The organism is Kitasatospora sp. RG8, assembly GCF_017813315.1.
In the GTDB taxonomy this organism is placed as follows: Bacteria; Actinomycetota; Actinomycetes; order Streptomycetales; family Streptomycetaceae; genus Kitasatospora.
In genome coordinates this window covers 1-20,973 of record NZ_JAGIYX010000053.1, presented here as the reverse complement: position 1 = coordinate 20,973, position 20,973 = coordinate 1, and the positions used below count along the sequence as shown (strand labels likewise).

At 73.7% G+C, this 20,973-nt stretch carries 2 protein-coding genes; one reads left to right on the top strand and one right to left on the bottom strand.

Annotated features, from left to right (window positions below; genetic code table 11):
- The first annotated feature begins 15 nt into the window (after positions 1-15).
- The gene (locus J5Y04_RS39765; protein ID WP_209417416.1) at positions 16-2,589 is read left to right on the top strand and encodes an ABC transporter permease; all 2,574 of its coding nucleotides are present in this window, start codon (positions 16-18) and stop codon (positions 2,587-2,589) included.
- 72 nt (positions 2,590-2,661) lie between these two features.
- On the opposite strand, the gene J5Y04_RS39760 is transcribed toward J5Y04_RS39765, so the two are convergent.
- Positions 2,662-20,901, bottom strand: coding sequence for an amino acid adenylation domain-containing protein (locus J5Y04_RS39760; RefSeq protein ID WP_209417415.1), 18,240 nt, complete (start codon positions 20,899-20,901; stop codon positions 2,662-2,664).
- Positions 20,902-20,973: the final 72 nt, after the last annotated feature.

The window sequence follows — 20,973 nt, the reverse complement described above, 5'->3', positions numbered from 1 at the left end:
GGCGGGCACAGGACCATGCTGCTCAAGACGTCACTACGGAGCTTCTACGCCCACAAGGGCCGGATGCTCCTGTCGATGATCGCGATCGTGCTGTCGGTGGGCTTCGTCTCCGGCACCCTGGTGTTCTCCAACACCGCCACCAGCACCTTCGACAGGCTCTTCGCCTCCACCGCCCCCGACGTCCTGGTCACCCAGACCCCGGTCAAGAAGAACGCCGGACCGCGCCAGGACGGCGCCGCGACCCTGACCGTCCCGGCCTCGACCGTCACGCAGGTCGCGGCGCAGCCCGGGGTGAAGACCGCGCTCGGGCAGATCGAGGTCGGCAACGCGACCCTCGTCAACCCCAGGACCAACCGGGCGGCCGGCCCGGCCGGCGGCGCCCCGGCCAGGGTCGGCGCCTGGGTGCCCGGCCCCCGCACCCCCCTGAAGATCACCTCGGGCGGCGCCCCGGCCGAGGGCCGGCAGATGATGATCGACGCCGACACCGCCGCCAGGAGCAGACTCGGCGTCGGCGACCCGATCCGGGTGATCAACTCCTTCGGCACCTTCGACTACACCATCAGCGGCATCGCCACCTTCGACGGCACCAACCCCGGTGCGGCGCTGGCCTTCCTGGACGTCCCCACCGCGCAGCACGACCTGCTCGGCGCCCCCGGCCTCTTCACCTCGGTCGCCGCGTTCGGCAACGGGGGCGTCCCCGACTCCCAGCTCAAGCGCACCATCGCCACGACCCTCGGCAGCGGCTTCGACGTCCAGACCGCCGCCGAGCAGAAGGCGGCGAACAGCAAGGACGTCGGCAGCTTCCTCAACTTCATGAAGTTCGCGGTGCTCGGCTTCGCCGGCATCTCGCTGCTGGTCGGCGGCTTCCTCATCGTCAACACCTTCTCCATGCTGATCGCCCAGCGCACCCGTGAGATCGGCCTGCTGCGCGCCCTCGGCGGCAGCCGCCGCCAGGTCAACCGCTCGGTGCTGGTCGAGGCGCTGCTGCTGGGGCTGACCGGCTCCACCCTGGGCCTGCTGGCCGGACTGGGCATCGCCCAGCTGCTGATCGGGCTGATGGGCTCGGCCGGCATGAAGATCTCCTCCTCCCTGGAGATCGACGCCACCGTCCCCGTCGCCTCCTACACGGTGGGCCTGGTGGTCACCGTGCTGGCCGCCTGGCTGCCGGCCCGCCGGGCCGGGAGGATCTCGCCGATGGCCGCGCTGCGCGACCACGGCACCCCGGCCGACGGCGCCGCCACCAGGATCCGCACCGTCCTCGGGCTGGCGCTGGGCATCGGCGGCGCCCTCCTGCTGGCCCTGGCCGCGGCGAGCGGCGAGAGCGCCGCCGGCGGCGCCGGGCTGGGCCTGGGCGTGCTGCTGACCCTCGTCGGCTTCGTGGTCCTCGGCCCGCTGCTCGCCACCGGCGTGATCAGGGTGCTCGGCGCGCTGCTGCCCAGGCTCTTCGGGCCCTCCGGCAAGCTCGCCCAGCGCAACGCCATGCGCAACCCGCGCCGCACGGGCGCCACCGCGGCCGCCCTGATGATCGGCCTCGCGCTGGTCACCGGCTTCTCCGTGATCACCTCGTCGATGGTCAGCTCGACGAACGCGCAGATCGAGAGGTCGGTCGGCGCCGACTACCTCGTCCAGGCCAACCAGACCGGCGTCACCGCCGCCATGGTGGCCGCCGCCAAGGGCACCCCGGGCATCGACCACATCACCGAGGTGGTGAACGTGCTCACCACCCTCCGGACGCCGGACGGCCAGAGCCAGGAGATCTCGGTGACGGCGGTCTCCCCCACCATCACCCAGGACTACCGCTTCCCGGTCCGGGCCGGCAGTGCCGAGGCCGTCACCGCGGGCGACGCCGTCTCGGTGGACCAGGACTTCGCCCAGGCCCACCACCTGTCCGTCGGCGACCGGGTGACGATCGACTACGGGAAGGGGCACACCCAGTCCGTGCCCGTCGGGCTGATCACCACCAAGGGCAACACCCTCTTCGACAAGCAGTTCTACATCGCCGTCGCGACCGTCGGGCAGGCCCTTCCGGCCGACCAGCGGCCCGCCGCCGGCGCCCTGCTCGGCAAGGCCGCCGCCGGCGCGGACAAGGACCGGACCTACCAGGCCCTCCAGGACGCGCTCAGCGCCTACCCCCAGCTGGACGTCAAGGACCAGAGCGCCTTCAAGGAGCTCTACCAGCAGCGCGTCGCCGGCCTGCTCAACCTGGTGTACGGCCTGCTCGGGCTCGCCATCATCGTCGCCGTCCTGGGCGTGATCAACACGCTGGCCCTGTCGGTCGTCGAACGGACCCGCGAGATCGGCCTGCTGCGGGCGATCGGCCTCTCCCGCCGCCAGCTGCGCCGGATGATCCGGCTGGAGTCGGTGGTCATCGCGGTGTTCGGCGCGCTGCTCGGCACCGGCCTCGGCCTGGCCTGGGGCGTCACCGCCCAGCAGGTGCTGAAGTCGGGAGGGCTGCAGGTGCTGACCGTGCCGGTGACCACGATCGTGGTGGTCCTGCTGCTCTCCGCCGTGGTCGGCCTGCTGGCCGCCCTGCTGCCGGCCTTCCGGGCCGGCCGGATGAACGTCCTGGACGCCATCGCCACGGACTGACCCGGCCCCGGCGGCCGCACGGCTCCGGGCGGGACCCGCACCCGCGGGTCCCGCCCGGAGCCGTGTCCGGTGCTACTCCCCGCCCAGCCACCGGGCGATGGACTCCCAGGCCAGCTCCAGCATCTCCGGGCGCGCCATGTCGGAGTGGCTGCACGGCAGGCCCACCGTGGTCAGCCGGCCGGACAGGTACGGCTCCCAGAGGTCCGCCTGCCGGGCGCCCGGTTCCTTCCCCTCCTCGGCGACCAGCAGCAGCGTGTCCCCGTCGAAGCGTCCGAAGCCGTGCCCGGCCCGGATCGCCGCGTTGTTGCGGTACACCCCCGCCATCAGCGCCAGCTCCTCGTCGGAGAAGCCGGCGAGCAGGTGGCCCAGCTCGGCGCGCATCCGCCCGGTGAGCTCGGCGACGGCCCCGGCGTCGTCGCCGGTCCCCCCGGCCGGGCCGCCGGGCACCGCGGGGGCGTCCGCCGGGTCCGGCGGGTAGGCGTCCATGAGCACCAGCACCACCTGCTCGCCCTCCGCGCGCAGCCGCAGCGCGATCTCGTGCGCCGGAGTGCCCCCGAAGGACCACCCCACCAGGTGGTAGGGCCCGTGCTCCTGCACCGAGCGGATCCGCTCGACGTACCGCGCGGCCATCTCCTCCACCGAGGAGGCGAGTTCACCGCTGCCGTCGATCCCGTCGGCCTGCAGCCCGTAGAGCGGGTGGCCCGGCGGGACGAAGCGCGCGAACGGCAGGTAGCACCAGCCCAGCCCGCCTCCGGGGTGGACGAAGAAGAAGGCCGGCCGGGAGCCGCCGGTCCGGATCGGCAGCAGCGCGCCGAGCGAGTCCCGGACGGAGGAGAGGTTCAGCGTGGCCATCAGCCGGGCCGGCGTCGAGTGGGCGATGACGTCCCGGACCGACACCGAAACCCCGCGCTCCCGCAGCCGCTCCATCAGGGAGACCGCCAGCAGGGAGTGGCCGCCGAGGGCGAAGAAGTCGTCGTCCACCCCGACCGCCGCAACCCCGAGCACCTGGGCGAACGCCTCGCACACCGCCTCCTCCAGGGCGCCCGCGGGCCCCCGGCTGCGCTCCCCGCCCGCACCCGCACCCGCGCCGGGGTCCGGCGCCGGCAGGGCCGCGCGGTCGAGCTTGCCGTTGACGGTCAGCGGCAGCGCGTCCAGCACGACGACGGCCGACGGCACCAGGTGGGCGGGCAGCCGCTCCCGCAGGAACTCCCTGAGCAGGGCGGGGAGTCCGCCGTCGTCGGGCCCGGCGGCGCCGGGCGCGGGCACCGCGTAGGCGACCAGGCGCCTGTCGCCGGGGGCGTCCTCGCGCACCACCACCGCCGCCCGGGCCAGGCCCGGATGGGCGGACAGCACCGCCTCCACCTCCCCCGGCTCGATCCGCATCCCACGGATCTTCACCTGGTCGTCGGTGCGGCCCGCGAACACCAGCTCGCCGCGGGGCGTCCAGCGCGCCCGGTCGCCCGTGCGGTACATCCGGGCGCCGGGCCCGCCGAACGGGTCGGCGACGAAGCGCTGCGCCGTCAGGCCGGGCCGCCCCAGGTACCCCCGGGCCAGACCGGTGCCGGCCACGTACAGCTCGCCGGCCACGCCCACCGGCACCGGGGCGAGGGCGTCGTCGAGGACGTACACGCGGGTGTTGACCACCGGCCCGCCGATCGGCACCTCGGGGGCGTCGGCCTCGCACCGCCACAGCGTCGCGTCGACGGTCGTCTCGGTCGGGCCGTAGGAGTTGAACATCCGGCGCCCGCGCGACCAGCGGGCCGTCAGCTCCGGCCCGGTCGCCTCGCCGGCCACCACGAGCACCACGTCCGGGCCGATCGAGCCCTCGTCGAGGGTGGCCAGCACCGCCGGGGGCAGCGTCACGTGCGTCACGCCGCCCGCGGCCAGGAACTCGGGGAGCGCCCGGCCGAGCCGCTGCTCCTGGGGCACCACCACCAGGGCCGCCCCGGTCAGCAGGCCCATGAACCACTCCCACCCGAAGGTGTCGAAGCTGGGCGACGCGAACTGCCCCACCCGGGAGCCCGGCCCCACCCCCAGATCGCGGACGTGGCCCGCCACCAGGCTCGCCACACCGGTGTGCGACACCACCACGCCCTTGGGACGGCCCGTCGACCCCGAGGTGTAGATCACGTACGCCGGGTGCGCCGGCGACAGCGGCGCCGTGCGCTCACCGTCCGCCGGGGCGGCGGTGCCCAGCGCGTCGAGGTCCCGGACGGTCTGCGGCGCGTCGAGGACCAGCACCGGCCCGGGCACCGCCCGCGCCGTCGCGGCCGTCGCCAGCACCACCGCCGGCGCGGCGTCCTCCACCATGAAGGCGATCCGCTGCTCCGGGTAGGCCGGGTCGAGCGGCAGGTACGCGCCGCCGGCCTTCAGCACCCCGAGCAGACCCACCATCAGGTCCACGCCCCGCTCCAGGCAGAGCGCGACCAGCGACTCCGGGCCCACGCCGCGGCCGATCAGCAGGCGGGCCAGCCGGTTCGCCCGCGCGTCCAGCTGCGCGTAGGTCAGCTCGACCCCGTCCGCGACCAGCGCGATGGCGTCCGGCGTCCGCGCCACCCGGGCCTCGAACAGGCCGGGCACCGTCGCCACGGCGACCTCGGCCGCCGTGTCGTTCCACTCCGTCAGCAGCCGGTCCCGCTCGTCGGCGTCCAGCACGGCAACCGCGCTCAGCCGGGTGTGCGGCGCCTGCTCCAGCGCGTCCGCGAGCCCGGTGAGGCAGGTGCGCAGCAGGCGGCACAGCTGCTCGGCGTCGGCCCCGGGCACCGCGTCGACGGTCAGGCCGAACCCGGTCCCGGCGTCGTCGACGGCCACGGCCACGGGGTAGTTGGTGCTCTCCCGGGTGAGGAGCGTCCTGATGCCGTCGAAGCCGGCGGTTCCCGCTCCGTCGGGGGTGCGGGCGCCGCTGCGGCCGTGCCGGTAGTTGAGGATCGAGGTGAACAGCGGGCTCGACCCGGGCACCGCACTGGCCTGCTGGGCGAGCGAGAGCGGCGCGTGTTCGTGCACCAGCAGCTCCGCCAGCTGGTGGCGCAGCCCGGACAGCGCCCCGGCCACGTCCACGCCGCGGGTGCGCACGCGCACCGGCAGGGTGTTGAGGAAGAGGCCGGGCACCCGGTCGGAGCCGGCGCCGGCGTTCATCCGGCCGAACAGCACCGTGCCGAAGACGACGTCGTCGCGTCCGCTGACCGCCGCGAGCACGCGGGCCCAGGCGAGGTGGAAGAGCGTCGCCGGGCTGACGCCGAGCGAGCGGGCCGCCTCCCGCAGCCGCTCGTCGAGTCCGCCCTCGATCCGCTGGTGGGCGCGGACGGCGCCGCTGCCGTCCCCGTGGACGTCCAGCAGGCCGTACGGCGCGGTGGTCTCCTCGACGTCGCCCAGCAGGCCGGTGAAGTACCGCTCGTGCTCCTCGCGCGGCACGCCGAGGCGGGCCTGCGCGACGAAGGTGCGGAAGGGCAGCGGCTCGGGGAGGGTGTCGGCGCGGCCGGCGAGGATCGCGTGGAGTTCCCCGAGGAGCACGTCCTGGGTGGTGTGGTCCTGGACGAGGTGGTGGATCTTCAGCAGGACCAGCCACCGGTCGCTGCCGGGTTCGGCGGCGGTGTGCACCCGGACCAGCGGGGCGCGGCCGAGGTCCATGCGGCCGGCGGCGGCCTCCTGGAGCTGCCGGCGCACCGGCCGGTCCGGGTCCGCCGTCAGCTCCTCGACCGGGAGCGGCGCCCGTCGTACGACCACCTGGACGGGTTCTGGCAGGCCCTCCCAGACGATGGCGGTGCGGTAGATGTCGTGCCGGTCCACCACCTGCTGGAGCGCGGCCAGGAACGCGTCCAGGCGCTCGCGCGTGTCGAAGGCGACCAGGGTCGGCGAGGCGTACACGTCCGCGCCGCGGTCGGCCTGGAGCAGGTGGTGGAAAAGGATGCCCTCCTGGAGCGGTGCGAGCGGGTAGACGTCCGCGATGTTCGCCGCGCCTCCCGGGATCCGCGCCGCCAGGCGGGCGATCGCGGCCTCGTCCAGGTCCACCAGCGGCAGCATGCCGGGCGTGATCTCCTCGGCGCCCTCGGGGATCAGGTTCGGCGGCACCTCGATCTGCTCGGGGGCCGCGACCGCGGCCAGCCCGGCCGGTGTCGGCGTCTGGAAGAGCGCCCGCACCGACACCGCGACGCCGCGGGTGCGCAGCCGCTCCACCAGGGACACCGCCAGCAGGGAGTGGCCGCCCAGGGTGAAGAAGTCGTCGTCGACGCCGACGCCCTCCACGCCGAGGACCTCGGCGAACGCCGCGCAGAGGATCTCCTCCTGCACCGTCGCCGGGGCCCGGCCGGCTCCCGCCGTCGCGAACCCGGGGGCGGGCAGGGCCGCGCGGTCCAGCTTGCCGTTCGCGGTCAGCGGCAGGGCGTCGAGCACGACGACGGCGGCGGGCACCAGGTGTTCGGGCAGCCGCTGGGCCGTGAACTGCCGGACCGAGGCGGGCAGTTCCTCGCCGGCCGAGTCGGCGGCGACCACGTAGGCGACCAGCCGCGGCTCGCCCGGCGTGTCCTCGCGGGCGACGACCGCCGCCTGGGCGACCTCCGGGTGCGCGGCCAGCACGGCCTGCACCTCGCCCGGCTCGACCCGGAAGCCGCGGATCTTCACCTGCTGGTCCGCCCGGCCGGCGAAGACCAGCTGGCCCCCGCGCGTCCAGCGCACCCGGTCGCCGGTGCGGTACATCCGCCCGCCGGTCCCGAAGGGGCAGGCCACGAAGCGTTCGGCCGTCAGCGCGGGGCGTCCGCCGTAACCGCGGGCCAGCTGCGCACCGGCGACGTAGAGCTCGCCGGTCACGCCCGCGGGCACCGGGTTGAGGGCGTCGTCGAGGACGTAGACCCGGGTGTTGGCCGCCGGGGTGCCGATGGGCACGACGCCCCCGGCCGCCGACTGCGGGGTGAGCCGGGTGGTGGTGACGCCGATGGTGGTCTCGGTCGGCCCGTAGTGGTTGAACACCGGGCGGTCGCCCGCGGCCTCCAGCAGCGCGGTGACCAGGTCCGGCTGGGCGGCCTCGCCGCCCAGCACCAGGGCCCTGGCCGGCAGCACGCCCCCGGCGCCGCGGACGGCGGCCAGTGCGGCCAGGTGCGAGGGCACCGCCTTCAGGTAGTCGATCCGGTGCTCGGCCAGGTAGTCCGAGACCGCCGCCGGGTCGGTGACCGCCTCCGCGTCGAGGATGTGCAGCTGCCCGCCGCTGGTCAGGCTGGCGAAGACCACGGTGTTTCCGAGGTCGGTGGCCTGGGCCTGGAGCAGCGCGTAGCGCCCGCCGGGCGCGCCCAGGCCGAGCCGGTCGGGGACCGAGCCGGTGTAGTTGGCCAGCGCCTCGTGGGTGACCTGCACGCCCTTGGGCCGGCCGGTCGAGCCGGAGGTGTAGATGACGTAGGCGAGGGCCGCGTGCGCCACCGGCACCCCGGGTGCGGTGGCCGGCGCGGCCGCCAGCCGCATGCGGACCAGCGCGTCGTCCACCGCGACCAGGCGCACCCGGCCGGCGGGCAGCTCGTCCAGGATCTCCTCGGTGGTGAGCATCAGCACGGCCCGGCTGTCGCGCAGCAGGTACGCGATCCGCTCCGCCGACTGCTCCGGGTCCACCGGCAGGTAGCCGGCGCCGGCCTTCCAGACCGCCAGGATCGCGGCGATCATCTCGGCCCCCCGGCCCAGCCCGAGGGCCACCACCGATTCGGCGCCGACCCCCTGGCCCACCAGGTAGTGCGCCAGCCGGTTCGCCCGCTCGTCCAGCTCCGCGTAGGACACCTCGGCGCCGTCGCACACCACCGCCACCGCGTCCGGGGTGCGGGCCGCCTGCGCCTCGAAGGCCTGGTGGACGGTCAGCCGCGGTGGTTCGGCGGCGGTGGCGTTCCACTCCTCGACGATGCGGCGGCGTTCGGCCGCGTCGAGGACGTCCACCGCGGCGATCCTGGCGGCGGGGTCGGCGGCGAGCGCGGCCAGCACCGTCACCAGGCAGTCCGCGATGCGGCGCACGGTGTCGGCGTCGAAGAGGTCCGCCGAGGCGTTGACCATGCCGCCGATCCCCTGCGGGTCGCCCTGCGGCCCGAAGGACTCGGCGATGGTCACGCCCAGGTCGAACTTGACGGCGACCTCGTCGGCCGCGAGCCGGGTGGCCTGGAGGCCGGGCAGGGCCGGCACGGGCGCACCGGCGCCGGTCACCGTGCCGGTGTTCATGGTGAGCATCACCTGGAACAGCGGGTGGCGGGCCTGCGAGCGGGCCGGGGCCAGCTCCTCCACCAGGCGTTCGAACGGCACGTCCTGGTGCGCGAAGGCGCGCAGCCCGGTCTCGCGCGCCTGGCTCAGCAGGTCGGCGAAGGTCGGATCGCCGGACAGGTCGGTCCGGATGACCAGGCTGTTGACGAAGTTGCCGATCAGGTCGTCCGCGGCCTCGTCGGTGCGTCCGGCGACCGCCGTGCCGATCGGGATGTCGGTGCCGGCGCCCAGCCGGGACAGCGTCACCGCCAGGGCGACCTGGAGCACCATGAACGGGGTCACCCCGCGTTCGCGGGCGACCTCCCCCAGCCGGGCGTGGACCTCGGCCGGGACCCTGAACTCCAGGACGTGACCGCGACGCGAGGGCAGCGCCGGGCGCGGCCGGTCGGCCGGCAGCGCCAGCTCCTGCGGCACGCCCGCCAACGCCTCGCGCCAGTAGGCGACCTGGCGGGCGAGCAGGCTCTGCGGGTCGTCCTCGTCGCCGAGCAGCCCGCGCTGCCACAGGGCGTAGTCGGCGTACTGCACCGGCAGCGGCGCCCAGTCGGGGGCCCGGCCCGCCAGCCGCGCCGTGTACGCCGTCGTGACGTCCCGGGCCAGCGGCTCCATCGACCAGCCGTCGCCCGCGATGTGGTGCACCACCACCGCCAGGAGGTGCTCCTCGGGGCCCGTCTCGAACAGCCAGGCTCGGACCGGGACCTCGACGGCGAAGTCGAAGGCGTGGCCGGCCGCCCGGGCGACGGCGGCCGCGGCCGGGTCGGTGGCGGTTGCGGCCGGGTCGGTGGCGGTTGCGGCCGGGTCGGTGGCGGTTGCGAGGCCGTCCGGTGCGGCGGCGGGCTCCCGGAGGTCGACGAACTCAAGCTCCCAGTCGAGCTCGTCGAGGTCCAGCACACGCTGGTACGGCTCGCCCTCGACCACCGGGAACACCGTCCGCAGCACCTCGTGACGCCCGAGGACGTCCCGCAGCGCCGCGTTCAGCGCCTCCCGGTCGAGCCGGCCGGACAGCCGCAGCACGGTGGGGATGTTGTAGGTGGCGCTGGGGCCCTCCAGCTGGCCGATGAACCAGAGCCGGCGCTGCGCGTAGGAGAGCGGGACCCGCTGCGGACGCGGCCCGGCCGTCAGGGCCGCACGGGCCGTCCGGGCGGGGTCCAGCCGGGCGGCGAGCCCGGCCACCGTGGGCGCCTCGAACAGTGCGCGCAGCGGCACCTCCGTGCCCAGCACCGTCCGCACCCGGCTGATCAGCCGGGTCGCGAGCAGGGAGTGCCCGCCGAGCGCGAAGAAGTCGTCGTCGACACCGACGGCGGGCAGGCCCAAAACCTCGGCGAACGCGCCGCAGAGGATCTCCTCCTGGAGCGTGGCCGGGCCCCGCCCGGCACCGGCCGGGGCGGCGTGGCCGGGGGCGGGCAGGGCCTTGCGGTCCAGCTTGCCGTTGACGTTCAGCGGCAACGCCTCCAGCACCACCACGGCCGACGGAACCATGTGGTTCGGCAGCTTGAGCGCGCTGAACTCACGTACCAGTGAAGGAAGTCGGGCTTCTCCGCCGGGCTCGGCGGGGACGACGTAGGCGACCAGGCGCTTCTCGCCGGGGGTGTCCTCCCGCGCGACGACGGCCGCCTGGGCCACCGAGGGGTGAGTGGCCACCACGTCCTGGACCTCGCCCGGCTCGATCCGGAAGCCGCGGATCTTCACCTGGTCGTCCGCCCGGCCCAGGTACTCCAGCCGTCCGGCCGCGTCCCGGCGCACCAGATCACCCGTGCGGTACATCCGCGCGCCCGGCTCGAAGGGGCACGCGACGAACCGCTCGGCGGTCAGCGCCGCCCGGCCCAGGTAGCCGCGGGCCAGGCCCGACCCGGCCACGTACAGTTCGCCGACCGTGCCGGCGGCGACCGGACGCAGCCCGTCGTCCAACACGTAGGACCGGGTGTTGGCCATCGGCCGGCCGACCAGCGGCCGCTCGCTGTCCGCGGTGTCCGCCCACAGGGCGTCCACGCTGCACTCCGTCGGCCCGTACAGGTTGTAGCAGAGCAGGCCGTCGACCGACCGGACCCGCTCCCACAGGGCCGGTCCGGTCGCCTCCCCGCCCAGGAGCAGGACGGCGGGGAGCGCGGCGGGGTCGTCCAACAGCCCGTGCTCCAGCAGTTGTTCGGCGTACGTCGGCGTGGTGTCCACGACGTCGATGCCCTCGGACCGCACGTACCGCACCAGTGCGGGCGCCTCGCGGCGGACGTCGTCCGGCACCAGGTGCAGCTCGTGGCCGGCGACCATCCAGAGGATCTCGTCCCAGCTGGCGTCGAAGGAGAGCGAACCCGTGAGCGCCACCCGCATCCGCCGCCCGGCGCGGGCGATCATCCCGGCGTGGTGGCCGCTGTACAGGTTGGCCAGGCCGGCGTGCGGCACCGGCACGCCCTTGGGGCGGCCGGTGGAGCCCGAGGTGTAGATGACGTACGCGGGGTTCGCGGGCAGCGGCGCCGTGCGCTCGTCGTCACCGAGGGCGCCGGCGGGCAGGGCGGCCAGGAGCTCGGCGGTGCGGGGGGAGTCCGGGAGGACCACGACCGCCGCGGCGCAGCGTGCCGCCGTGGCGGCGGTCGCCTCGTCCGCCACCACCACGGCCGGCGCGGCGTCGGCCAGCATCGCGGCCACCCGGTCGGCCGGGTGGTCCGGGTCGACGGGCAGGTACGCCCCTCCGGCCTTCAGCACGGCCAGCAGCGCCACCACCGAGGTGAGGCCGCGTTCCACCAGCACCGCGACGACCGACTCCGGGCCGACACCGTGACCGGCCAGGTGGCGGGCCAGGCGGTTGGCGCGGGCGTCCAGGTCGGCGAAGGAGACCCGGGTGTCCCGGAAGACCAGCGCGGTGGCGTCCGGCGTCCGGGCCGCCTGGGCCTCGAACAGCTCCGTCAGGGTCGCGCCCGCACTCTCGGCCGCCGTGTCGTTCCACTCGACCAGCTGGCGGTGGCGCTCGGCCCGGTCGAGCACGTCGACGGCGCTCAGCGGCCGGTCCGGGCCGCCGTCCAGGGCCTGCTCCAGTGCGGCCACCAGGTTCCGGGTCACCGCGTGCAGCTGGGCGCCCACCACGGCCGGGTCGATCGGGTCGATCGCGTCGACGGACAGGTGCAGCCGGCGCCCGTCGTCGTCCACCGAGGCGGAGAGCGGGAAGTTGTCGCGCTCGTGGGTGAAGACCGTCCTGACCCCGTCGAGGCGCCCGGCGCGGGACCCGCCGTCGCGGCCGGCCTCCGTGGGGAGACGGGGCTCGTCGCGGCCGGTCTCCGTGGGGAGCTCGGCCACGTCGCGGCCCGGATTGTGGCGGTAGTTGAGGAGCGAGGTGAACAGGGGCGAGTCCCCCGGGACGCCGCTCGCCCGCTGAGCGACCGCGAGCGTGGCGTGCTCGTGTTCCAGCAGTTCCGCCAGCTGCCCGCGCATCGCGTGGACGGCCGCCAGCGCACCGTTGTGGTCGACGACGGCGCGCACCGGCAGGGTGTTCATGAACGGGCCGGGGACGCGGTCGGAGCCGGCGCCGGCGTTCATCCGGCCGAACAGCACCGTGCCGAAGACGACGTCGTCGCGTCCGCTGACCGCCGCCAGCACGCGCGACCAGGCCACGTGGAGCACCGTCGCGGGGCTCGCCCCCGCACGCCGCGCCGCCTCGCGCAGCCGGTCGGCCAGCTCCGGATCGACCTCCACCGTCCGCCGCACCAGCGCCGCACCGTCGCCGCGCACGTCCATCAGGCCGTACGGCGCGGTGGGTTCGCTCACGTCGCCCAGCAGCCGTGCGAAGAACCGCTCGTGCGCACCGCCGTCGGCCCCGGCCCGGGCGTGCGCCACGAAGTCGCGGAACGGCAGCGGCGCGGGCAGCGTGTCGCCGCGCCCGTCCACGAACGCCCGGACCTCACCGAGGATCACCGCCAGAGCCGTGTGGTCCTGCACAAGGTGGTGCATCCTCAGCAGTGCCAGCCATCGCCCGTCCGGCCCCGCCGCCACGTGCAGGCCGAGCAGCGGCGCCCGTCCCAGGTCCATGGACAGCCCGGTCCGGGCCAGCAGCTCACGCGCCGCGTCCGCCGGGTCCGCCTCGCGGCCCGCGTCCAGTGCCACCTCCTCGACCGGCAGCACCGCGTGGCGCCACACCACCTGCACCGGCTCGCGCAGCCCTTCCCAGACGACGGCCGTCCGCAGCACGTCGTGCCGGTCGAGCACCTGCTGGAGGGCGTCCGCGAATCCGTCCAGACGGGCCCGCGAGTCGAACTCCAGCACGGTCGGCAGAACGTAGGCGTCCTCGCCGCCCTCCGCGAGGAGGTGGTGGAAGAGCAGGCCCTCCTGGAGGGGGGCGAGGGGGTAGACGTCCGCGATGTTGGCCGCGCCGCCGGGGACGGCCGAGGTGATCAGGTCGATCTCGGCCTGGTCCAGCTCGACCAGCGGCAGCATCCGCGGGGTGAGCTCGGTCGCGTCCGCCGGGATCGCGTTCGGGGGCACCACGACCCGGTCCGCTCCGGCTGTGGCCGCCAGACCGGCCGGGGTCGGGCTCTGGAACAACGCCCGCACCGACACCGACACACCCCGGGTCCGCAGGTACTCCACCAGCGAGACCGCGAGCAGGGAATGCCCGCCGAGGGCGAAGAAGTCGTCGTCCACCCCGACGGCCGGCAGGCCGAGGACCTCCGCGAAACCCGCGCAGAGGACCTCCTCCCGGGCGGTCGCCGGGGCACGGCCTCCTCCTGCGGCGTACTCGGGAGCGGGCAGGGCCCCGCGGTCCAGCTTGCCGTTGACGGTCAGCGGCAGCGCATCGAGGACGACGACGGCGGACGGGACCAGGTAGGACGGCAGCAGGTCGGTCGCGAACGCGCTTACGGTGGCAGGGAGTTCGGTGGTGGTCCGGCCGTCGGCGGGGACGACGTAGGCCACCAGCCGGGTGTCGCCCGGGGTGTCCTCACGAGCGACGACCGCCGCCTGCGCGACACCGGCACACGCCGACAGCGCCGCACTCACCTCACCCGGCTCCACCCGGAACCCACGAATCTTCACCTGCTCATCCGCCCGCCCCGCGAACACCAACCGCCCGTCCGCCGTCCAACGCGCCCGGTCACCGGTGCGATACATCCGCCCGCCCGCCACGCCACCGAACGGCGCCGCAACGAACCGCTCCGCCGTCAACCCCGCACGGCCCGCATACCCACGCGCCAACTGCCCGCCCGCGACATACAGATCACCCGGCACACCCACCGGCACCGGCTGCAACCGCTCGTCCAACACATAGACCCGAGTGTTGGCCACCGGCGCGCCCATCGGCACCGCCGACTCCGTACCGTCGATCCGCCCCGCCGTCACCATCACGGTCGACTCCGTCGGACCATAGGTGTTCACCAGCCGCCGGTCCTGGGACCAGAGCTGCGCCTGCTCACGGCTGATCGGCTCCGCACCCACCAGAAGCGTTCCGAGCCCCGGCACGGCCTGCGGGTCCAGGACCGCGAGCAAGGACGGCACCACGCTCGCCGCCTCCACCTGGTTCTCCCGCAGCATCCGCGCCAGCAGAGTCGTGTCCGCACGCTCCGCCGCCGACGCCACCACCAGGGTCGCGCCATTGGCGAGCGTCACCGCCAGGTCCAGCACCGACGCGTCGAAACTGAACGACGCGAACTGCAACACCCGCACCCCCGGCGCCGCACCCAGCTCCGGCGACAACGCCGCCACCATCGACGCCACCGCACCGTGCGAAACCGCCACACCCTTCGGCACACCCGTCGAACCCGACGTATAGATCACATACGCGAGCTGCTCGGCACCCACGACGACGTCCGGTGCACTGGACGGCCGCGCCAAGACCTGAGGATCGTCCGGCGACAGACCACCCCTGCCAATGACAACCGACGCACCACTGTCCGCGAGCATGAACTCCAGCCGCTCCGCCGGATACTCCGGATCCAACGGCAGATACCCCGCCCCCGCCTTCCAGGTCGCGAGGATCGCCGCCACCATGTCCACACCCCGCGGCAGGCACAGACCCACCACCGACTCCGCACCCACCCCCATCGCCACCAACTGATGCGCCAACCGGTTCGCCCGCGCATCCAACTCCCCGTACGACACCTCCACACCCTCGAACACCACCGCCACCGCACCCGACGACCCCGCCACCCGACCCGCGAACAACGCCGGCACCAACACCCCCGGCACCACACGACCCGTATCATTCCACCCCTCCAACACCCGGGCCCGCTCACCGGCCTCCAGCACCTCCACGGCGCTCAGTGCCACCCCGGGGTCGGTGGTCACCGTGCCGACCACACGCGCCAGGCGCTCGCCGAGCCGGGCGACCGACTCCGCATCGAAGAGGTCCGCCGAGCCCTTCACCACACCACGCAGTCCCGCCGGGGCGCCGTCCGCGTCGAACACCTCAGCCGCGGTCACCTCCAGATCGAACTTCACCGTGGCCAATGCGGACCCCTGGCCCGCCGGTAGCCCCGAGGCCTTCAGGCCGGGCAGCTCCAGCACGGACTGGGCGTTGTTCTGCAGGGTGAGCATCACCTGGAACAGCGGGTGGCGCGCCAGCGAACGGACCGGCGCCAGCTCCTCCACCAACCGCTCGAACGCCACGTCCTGGTGCCCGAGCGCCGACAGACCCGTCTCCCGCACCTGCTCCAACACCTGCGTGAACGTCGGGTCACCGGACAGGTCGGTCCGCAGGACGAGCGTGTTGACGAAGAATCCGACCAGGTCGTCCAGCGCCTCGTCCGTCCGCCCGGCGACCGCCGAGCCCACCGGGATGTCGGTGCCCGCGCCGAGGCGGTTCAGCGTCACCGCCAGCGCCGCCTGGAGCACCATGAAGACCGTGACGCCCTCAGCGTGCGCGACCTCCACCAACCGCGCGTGCACCTCGGCCGGGAGCTCCCAGGGCACCGAGTGACCACGGTGCCCCGCCGTCGCCGGGCGTGGCCGGTCGGCGGGCAGTGCGAGCTCCTCCGGCACGCCGGCCAGGGCCTCACGCCAGTACCCCACCTGGCGGGCGAGCAGGCTCTCCGGGTCGTCCTCCGCCCCGAGCAACTCACGCTGCCACAGGGCATAGTCCGCGTACTGCACCGGCAGCGGAGACCAGTCCGGCGCCCGGCCCGCCAGCCTCGCCGCGTAGGCGGCCGTCAGATCACGCGCCAACGGACCCGTCGACCAGCCGTCCCCAGCAATGTGGTGCATCAGCACCACCAGGACGTGCTCGTCCGCGCCCAACCCGAACAGCCAGGCCCGGAAAGGGATCCGCTCGGACAGGTCGAACGCGTGTTCCGTCGCCGCCGCCACCGCGTCGTCCAGCTGCTCGCGGGCGATCTCGACCACGGACAACTCCCCTGCCACGTCCGCGAGATCAAGGACGTGTTGGCAGGGCTCCCCGTCGGTCATCGGGAACACCGTCCGCAGCACCTCGTGGCGGCCGATCACGTCCCGCAGCGCAGCTGCCAGCGCCTCCCGGTCCAACTCGCCCGCGAGCCGTGCGGTCAAGGGGATGTTGTAGGTCGCGCTCGGGCCCTCCAGCTGCCCCAGGAACCAGAGCCGACGTTGCGCGAACGACAGCGGCACCCGCTCCGGACGGGCCATCGGTGCGAGCGCGGTACGTCCACGCGTCGCCTCGCCGACGAGCCAGGCCGCGAGGGCCGCAGGAGTCGGACGCTCGAACAACACCCGGATCGGCAGCTCCAGACCCAGCACCGCGCGCACGCGACTGACCAGGCGGGTCGCCAGCAGGGAGTGACCGCCGAGGGCGAAGAAGTCGTCGTCCACGCCGACGGCCGGCAGGCCGAGGATGTGGGCGAACGCAGCGCACAGGATCTCCTCCTGCACCGATGCAGGGCCGCGGCTTGTGGCGGCGGTGTGCTCGGGGGCGGGCAGGGCCCTACGGTCCAGCTTCCCGTTGACGGTCAGCGGCAGCGCGTCGAGGACGACGACGGCGGACGGGACCAGGTAGGACGGCAGCAGGTCGGTCGCGAACGCGCGCACGGTGGCCGGGAGTTCGGTGGCGGACCGGCCGTCGGCAGGGACGACGTAGGCCACCAGCCGGGTGTCACCGGGGGTGTCCTCGCGGGCGACGACCGCCGCCTGCGCGACGCCGGCACACGCCGACAGCGCCGCACTCACCTCACCCGGCTCCACCCGGAACCCACGAATCTTCACCTGCTCGTCCGCCCGCCCCGCGAACACCAGCCGGCCGTCCGCCGTCCACCGGGCCCGGTCACCGGTGCGGTACATCCGCCCGCCCGCCACGCCACCGAACGGCGCCGCAACGAACCGCTCCGCCGTCAACCCCGCACGGCCCGCATACCCGCGCGCCAACTGCTCGCCCGCGACATACAGATCACCCGGCACACCCACCGGCACCGGCTGCAACCGCTCGTCCAGCACATAGACCCGGGCGCCCGCCACCGGCGCGCCCATCGGCACCGCCGACTCCGTGCCGTCGATCCGCCCCGCCGTCACCATCACGGTCGACTCCGTCGGACCATAGGTGTTCACCAGCCGCCGGTCCTGGGACCAGAGCTGCGCCTGCTCACGGCTGATCGGCTCCGCACCCACCAGAAGCGTTCCGAGCCCCGGCACGGCCTGCGGGTCCAGGACCGCGAGCAGGGACGGCACCACGCTCGCCGCCTCCACCTGGTTCTCCCGCAGCATCCGCGCCAGCAGAGTCGTGTCCGCACGCTCCGCCGCCGACGCCACCACCAGGGTCGCGCCATTGGCGAGCGTCACCGCCAGGTCCAGCACCGACGCGTCGAAGCTGAACGACGCGAACTGCAACACCCGCACCCCCGGCGCCGCACCCAGCTCCGGCGACAACGCCGCCACCATCGACGCCACCGCACCGTGCGAAACCGCCACACCCTTCGGCACACCCGTCGAACCCGACGTATAGATCACATACGCGAGCTGCTCGGCACCCACGACGACGTCCGGTGCACTGGACGGCCGCGCCAAGACCTGAGGATCGTCCGGCGACAGACCACCCCTGCCAATGACAACCGACGCGCCACTGTCCGCGAGCATGAACTCCAGCCGCTCCGCCGGATACTCCGGATCCACCGGCAGATACCCCGCCCCCGCCTTCCAGGTCGCGAGGATCGCCGCCACCATGTCGACGCCCCGCGGCAGGCACAGACCCACCACCGACTCCGCACCCACCCCCATCGCCACCAACTGATGCGCCAACCGGTTCGCCCGCGCATCCAACTCCCCGTACGACACCTCCACACCCTCGAACACCACCGCCACCGCACCCGGCGACCCCGCCACCCGACCCGCGAACAACGCCGGCACCAACACCCCCGGCACCACACGACCCGTATCGTTCCACCCCTCCAGAACCTGCCGGCGCTCCTCAACGCCCAACACCTCCACGGCCGCAAGGCTTGTACGCGGAGCGGCCTCAAGTGCCGTGACCAGTCCGTCGACCGCCATCTGTACCCAGGTGCAGAGCTGACCGGGATCGGCCGGGTCCGAGGCCTCGACGCTCAGGACGAACCCGGTTCCGTCGTCGTCCACGGCCACGGTCAGCGGGTAGTTGGTGCGCTCCTCCATGCTGAGAGTGCTGATGCCTTCGAGGCCGTCGGCATCGGACTCCGGACCGGCCGGACGCCGGGACGCGGCCCGGTGGTGCCGGTAGTTAAAGACGGAGGTGAACAGCGGGCCCGAACCCGGCACCCCACTGGCCTTCTGGGCGAGCGAGAGCGGGGCGTGTTCGTGCACGAGCAGTTCGGCCAGCTGGTGGCGGAGGCCGTCGAGGGCCTCGTCGACCGTGGCCGACCCGACCCGGACACGGACCGGGAGCGTGTTGATGAACAGGCCGGGGACGCGGTCGGATCCGGAGCCGGCGTTCATCCGCCCGAACAGCACCGTGCCGAACACCACGTCGTCCCGGCCCGACACGCTTGCCAGCACCCTCGCCCACGCCAGGTGGAACACCGTCGCCGGACTCACCCCGCGCGATCGTGCCAACTTCCTGACCCGGTCACCGAGTTCGCGTTCGACCGCCACCCGGGCCTTGGCCGAGTCGACGCCACCGGCCCGAACGTCCACCAGACCGAAGGGTGCCGTCGTCTCCTCGACATCACCCAAGAGGCCGGCGAAGTAGCGCTCGTGTTCCTCGCGCGGCACGCCGAGGCGGGCCTGCGCGACGAAGTCGCGGAACGGCAGCGGCTCGGGCAGCGAGTCGCCGTCGCCCGACAGGATCGCCCGCAGCTCCCCGATCAACACCTCCAGAGCCGTGTGGTCCTGGACGAGGTGGTGAATCTTGAGCAGTGCCAGCAGCCGGTCACCATCGGGATCGGCGGCGGTGTGCACCTCGATCAGCGGGGCCCGGCCGAGGTCCATCGACCCTCCGCCGGCGGCGATCAGCTGGTCCACCGCCGCCGAACCACCTGGGTCCAACACGACCTGTCGAACGGGGAGTTCAGCGTGCCGGGTGACGACCTGGACGGGTTCGCGCAGGCCCTCCCAGACGATCGCGGTGCGGTAGATGTCGTGCCGGTCGACCACCTGCTGGAGCGCGGCGAGGAACGCGTCCAGGCGCTCGCGCGAGTCGAAGGCGACCAGGGTCGGCGAGGCGTACACGTCCGCGCCATGGTCCGCCTGGAGCAGGTGGTGGAAGAGGATGCCCTCCTGGAGGGGTGCGAGCGGGTAGACGTCCGCGATGTTCGCCGCACCACCCGGGATCCGCGCGACCACACGGGCGACCTCCGCCTCGTCCAGGTCCACCAACGGCAGCATGCCCGGCGTGATCTCCTCCGCACCCTCGGGAATCAGGTTCGCCGGCACCACCACCTGCTCCGGAGCCCCAACCACCGCCAGACCAGCCGGAGTCGGACTCTGGAACAACGCCCGCACCGACACCGCGACGCCGCGGGTGCGCAACCGCTCCACCAGGGACACCGCCAGCAGGGAGTGGCCGCCCAACGCGAAGAAGTCGTCGTCGACGCCGACGCCCTCCACGCCGAGGACCTCGGCGAACGCCGCGCAGAGGATCTCCTCCTGCACCGTCGCCGGGGCCCGGCCGGCTCCCGCCACCGCAGCGAAGTCCGGCGCCGGCAACGCCCGACGATCCAACTTCGAATTCGCCGTCAACGGCAGAGCGTCCAACACCACCACCGCCGACGGCACCATGTACGACGGCAACCGCCCGACCGCGAACTCCCGCACCACACCCGCAAGATCAGCACCACCAACACCACCCGCCGGCACCACATACGCCACCAGCCGACGATCCCCCTCCACATCCTCACGCACCACCACCGCCACCTGCCCCACACCCACACACCCCGCCAGCACACCCTCCACCTCACCCGGCTCCACCCGGAACCCCCGCACCTTCACCTGCTCATCCACCCGCCCAACAAACAACAACCGCCCATCCACACCCCACCGCACCCGATCCCCCGTCCGATACATCCGCTCACCACCCCCCACAAACGGACACGCCACAAACCGCTCCGCCGTCAACCCCGAACGCCCCACATACCCCCGCGCCACACCAGCCCCCGCCACATACAACTCCCCCACCACACCCCGCGGAACAGGCTCCAAAAACTCATCCAGCACAAACAACCGCGAATTCTCCAACGCCCCACCCAACGGCAACACCGAACCCAAACCCACCACCGACCCCACCACACCCTGCGTCGCACACAACGTCACCTCCGTCGGCCCGTACAAATGCCGCACCACCACACCCTCACACGCCTCCAACACCCGCCCCACCGCACCCACCGGCACCACATCCCCACCCGTCAACACCTCACGCACCCCCGCAAAACACCCCGGATCCACCTCCGCCACCACCCGGAACAACCCCGCCGTCACATGCACATGCGACACCCCGAACCCACCCACCAAACCCCGCAACACACCCGCATCCACCCCACCCACCGGAGCCACCACCACCGCAGCCCCCGACAACAACGCCACCCACACCTCATACGACGACGCATCAAACGCATGCGGCGCCAAAAACAACACCCGCGACCCCACCCCCAAACCCCAATCCGCCCCCAACACCAACTCCACAACATCCCGCTGCCGCGCCACCACACCCTTCGGCACACCCGACGAACCCGACGTATACATCACATACACACCACCATCCACCCCAACCCCCGACACCACCCCCGGCAAACCCCCCAAACCCTCCAACTCCCCCACCACACC

Excerpts from the sequence above, each read along its gene's own strand:
- J5Y04_RS39765 (WP_209417416.1), top strand. The coding sequence starts at position 16 with ATGCTGCTCAAGACGTCACTACGGAGCTTCTACGCCCACAAGGGCCGG.